Below are 4150 nucleotides of genomic sequence, written 5' to 3' on the forward strand. Positions count from 1 at the left end.
AGCACGTGCAGCCCGTGCAGCGCCGTCAGCACGTAGAAGAAGCTGGCGGCCGGGTTGCCGGCCAGCCCCACGCGCGCGGCCAGCAGCGATTGCCAGGCCCACAGCTGCACGCCGATGAAGGCCATCGCGCACACGCCGCCGGCCAGCAGCAGGCTGCGCGCGGCCGGCCAGCGCGCGCTGCGGGCGGCCGCGGCGGCGCGTTGCAGCAGCAGGCTGCCGGCCAGCAGCAGCGCGCTGCTCAGCCACAGCTGCCGCGGCAGCGTGAGCGTCGACCAGTCGGCGGCGCCGTCCATGCGCATCACGTAGGCCGACAGGAAGAGCGCGAACAGCGTGCTCGCGACCGCGATGAACACCCACAGGCCGGTGTCCAGTGCGCGCGCGGCGGGCGAGTCGTCGACGGCCGGGGATCCGAGCACGGCGCTGTTCATCTCGACACCTCCCTGGCTTGTCCGGGCGGGTCGGGCGGCTCGGGCTCCTGGCCACCGGCGTCGAGCGGCGCATCCTGCGCGATGAAGTCCTGCGGCGCGCCTGGCACGCTGTAGGCATAGGCCCAGCGGTGCACCACCGGCAGCCGCGGCCCCCAGTTGCCGTGCACCGGCGGGGTGTCCGGCGTGGCCCATTCCAGCGACGCGGCGCGCCACGGGTTGGGGTCGGCGCGGCGGCCGCGGAACGCGCTCCAGACCAGGTTGAAGACATACACCAGCTGCGCCGCCCCCACCGTCAGCGCGACCACCGTGATGAACACGTTCAGCGCGTGCGCCGAGGCCGGGATGAACTGGTAGTTCTCGTAGTGGTAGTAGCGCCGCGGCATGCCGAGCACGCCCAGGTAGTGCATCGGGAAGTAGATCAGGTAGGTGCCGATGAAGGTGACCCAGAAGTGGAACCTGCCGAGGCGGTCGTCCAGCATGCGGCCGGTCACCTTCGGGAACCAGTGGTAGATGCCGCCGAACACCACCAGCAGCGGCGCCACGCCCATCACCATGTGGAAGTGGGCCACCACGAAGTAGGTGCCCGACAGCGGGATGTCGACGCTGACGTTGCCGAGGAACAGCCCGGTCAGCCCGCCGCTCAGGAAGGTGAGGATGAAGGCGAGCGTGAACAGCATCGGCACCGTCAGGTGCAGGTCGCCGCGCCACAGCGTGAGCACCCAGTTGTAGACCTTGATCGCGGTGGGCACGGCGATGATCAGCGTGCTGGTCGCGAAGAAGAAGCCGAACCACGGGTTCATGCCGCTGACGAACATGTGGTGCGCCCACACCACGAAGCTCAGGGCCCCGATGACGACGATCGCCCAGACCATCATGCGGTAGCCGAAGATCGCCTTGCGCGCGTGCACGCTGATCAGGTCGGAGACGATGCCGAAGGCCGGCAGCGCGACGATGTAGACCTCGGGGTGGCCGAAGAACCAGAACAGGTGCTGGAACAGCAGCGGGCTGCCGCCCTTGTAGTCGGTGACCTGCCCCATCGAGACCAGGGCCGGCATGAAGAAGCTGGTGTGCAGGGTCTTGTCGAGCAGCATCATCACGCCGCTGACGAACAGCGCCGGGAAGGCCAGCAGCGCGAGGATGGTGGCGACGAAGATGCCCCACACGGCCAGCGGCATGCGCAGCAGCGTCATGCCTTCGCAGCGCGCCTGCAGCACCGTGGTGACGTAGTTGAGCCCGCCCATCGTCGTGGCGACGATGAAGATCAGCAGCGACACCAGCATCAGCACGATGCCGCCCTCGAAGCCCGGCGTGCCGGGCAGGATGGCCTGCGGCGGGTACAGCGTCCAGCCCGCGCCGGTGGGCCCGCCCGGCACGAAGAAGCTCGCGACCAGCACCAGCACCGACAGCAGGTAGACCCAGAAGCTCAGCATGTTCATGTACGGGAACACCATGTCGCGCGCACCGACCATCAGCGGGATCAGGTAGTTGCCGAAGCCGCCGAGGAACAGCGCCGTGAGCAGGTAGATCACCATGATCATCCCGTGCATGGTGACGAACTGGTAGTAGCGCTCGGCGTTGATGAAGGCGAACTGGCCCGGGAAGCCGATCTGCAGCCGCATCAGGTTGGACAGCAGCAGGCCGATCAGCCCGACCACGATGGCCGTGCTCGCGTACTGGACCGCGATCACCTTGTGGTCCTGGCTCCACACGTACTTCGTGATGAAGGTCTGCGGGGCGTGGTGCGCACCGGTGTCGACGTAGCTCATGACGGTTTGCCGTTCGATCGGATGTAGGCCACCAGGGCCGCCAGTTCCTCGTCGGTCAGCTCGATCTGCGGCATGACCTGGGCGAAGCCCTTCACGGCGCGTGCCTTCGGGTTGCGGATGAAGTCCTTCAGGTAGGCCTCGTCGACCAGCGCGGTGGATCCGTCGACCATCGTCTCGGTCTTGCCGAACAGGCCCTTCCAGGTCGGCCCGACACCGGGGCTGCCGTCGACCGTGTGGCAGGCCACGCAGCCCTTGGTCTGGGCCAGCGAGCGGCCCAGCGCGGCCGGCGTGCCGGTGCCTGCGGCAGCCGGCGCGGCGGCGGCCTGCGTCGCCGCGAAGGTGGGCTGCTGCTTCAGCCAGGCCTGGAACGCCGCGTCATCCTCGACCACGACGTAGCCGCGCATGTCGGGGTGGCCGACGCCGCACAGCTGCGCGCACATCGATTCGAAGCGCCCCGGCTGCGTCGGCGTGAACCAGAACGAGCTCACCTGCCCCGGCACGATGTTCATGCGTGCGCGGAACTGCGGCACGAAGAAGTCGTGCAGCACGTCGTGCGAGCGCAGCAGCACCTTCACCGGGTGGCCGATGGGCAGGTGCACCTCGTTGCCGAGCACGATGACGTTGTCCTGCCCGGCGGCATCGGCCGGGTCGAGCCCGAGCGGGTTGCTGCCGCTGACGAAGCGCGCGTCGCTGCCGCCCAGCTTGCCGCTCGCGCCCGCCAGGCGGAAGCGCCACTGCCACTGCTGGCCGACGATCTCGAGCAGCCGCGCATCGGCGGGCGGGTGCACGTAGTCGGCATACACCACCAGCCCCGGCGCCAGCAGGCCGGCGATGCCCAGCGTCGTGACGCCGATCAGCCAGCGCTCCAGGCGCTTGTTCTCGGGCTCGTACGCGGCGCGCTGGCCGGCGCGGTGCCGGAAGCGCCAGACGGTGTAGGCGACGAACAGGTTGATGACGACGAAGAACAGCCCGGTGATGGCCAGCGTGATGGTCAGCGTGTCGTCCATCTGCTTCCAGTTGGACGCGAGCGGCGTCGTCCACCACGGCGTGACGAGGTGGAACAGCACCGACGCGACGACGAGCACCAGCAGGACGAGGGCGATGACCATGGCCGGCGTTCAGTGGCCGGGCGGCGGGGACTGGCGGCGCCGCGCCAGCTTCCAGTACAGCAGCGACGCCGTGACACCGAACAGCAGGTGGGCCGCGAACGTGCCCCAGCCGCGCAACTCCACCAGCCAGGGGAACACCTGCGTGGCCACGTGGAAACTCGCCAGGTAGAGCAACGCGCCGAACACCAGGCCGACGACCGCGAGCGCGAGCGGCCCGGTGTCGTAGCGGAAGCCGGCGCTGATGAAGCCGAGCACCATGCCGAACGCAGTGCCCAGCACGTAGTGGGTGGCGAGCGCCACCGCCACGATGCCCACGCTGAACGACTCGGAGGCGTGGCCGGTGTCCGAACCGAGCGCGATCGCCGCGACCAGCTGCGAGATGCGCCACGGCCCCATGCTGCCGGCAGCGGCCGCCCAGAGGAGTTCCAGCACCATCAGGACCGCGCCGGCGGCAAAGCCGGACACCGCGGCGGCGGACCAGTCAGGTTCCCGCCGCTCCCAGCGATGCAGATGCAATCGATGTTCCATCGTCACCTCCATGCGGGAGGCGCCGTCGAATGGCAGCCCGGGTCAGGGAAACGCCGGGATGTTCGGCTCCACGCCTTCCAGATGCGCTTCCGGGTGCAGGGTTTGCAAGCGGGATTCGATGTCGTCGACGCGCGAGCGCGGCACGTCGACCATCAGCAGGATCTGGCCTTGCTCGATGGCGGACTCGAAGCGCTTGAGCCGGTGATTGGGGGTGGAGATGCCGATCAGGCTGGACGACCAGGCCCCGAAGCCCGCGCCGACGATCGCCAGCACGGCGACCATGCCCCATTCCGGCGAGTCGCCGAAGAGCGGGAAGAAC

The 4150-nt window shown here is 69.0% G+C and carries 4 protein-coding genes and 1 pseudogene; all 5 read right to left on the reverse strand.

Going from position 1 to position 4150, the window contains the following annotated elements:
• Positions 1-428, reverse strand: a 428-nt coding sequence (locus AC1D15_RS20355) for a cytochrome c oxidase subunit 3 family protein (protein WP_477827396.1), incomplete at its 3' end; no start/stop codon positions are given.
• Complete coding sequence (locus AC1D15_RS20360) at positions 425-2194, reverse strand: cytochrome c oxidase subunit I (protein WP_465114907.1); 1770 nt, start codon at positions 2192-2194, stop codon at positions 425-427. The genes AC1D15_RS20360 and AC1D15_RS20355, both read right to left, overlap by 4 nt.
• The gene (locus AC1D15_RS20365; RefSeq protein ID WP_465114908.1) at positions 2191-3303 is read right to left on the reverse strand and encodes a cytochrome c oxidase subunit II; all 1113 of its coding nucleotides are present in this window, start codon (positions 3301-3303) and stop codon (positions 2191-2193) included. The genes AC1D15_RS20360 and AC1D15_RS20365 overlap by 4 nt, the downstream gene beginning before the upstream one ends.
• A gap of 9 nt (positions 3304-3312) precedes the next feature.
• Positions 3313-3768, reverse strand: coding sequence for a hypothetical protein (locus AC1D15_RS20370; RefSeq protein ID WP_477827397.1), 456 nt, complete (start codon positions 3766-3768; stop codon positions 3313-3315).
• 105 nt (positions 3769-3873) lie between these two features.
• Positions 3874-4150 (reverse strand): annotated as a pseudogene (locus AC1D15_RS20375) (DUF1269 domain-containing protein); the annotation flags it as partial.

The organism is Rhizobacter sp. P2_H2 (assembly GCF_056403375.1).

Excerpts from the sequence above, each read along its gene's own strand:
- AC1D15_RS20360 (WP_465114907.1), bottom strand. The coding sequence starts at position 2,194 with ATGAGCTACGTCGACACCGGTGCGCACCACGCCCCGCAGACCTTCATC.
- AC1D15_RS20365 (WP_465114908.1), bottom strand. The coding sequence starts at position 3,303 with ATGGTCATCGCCCTCGTCCTGCTGGTGCTCGTCGTCGCGTCGGTGCTG.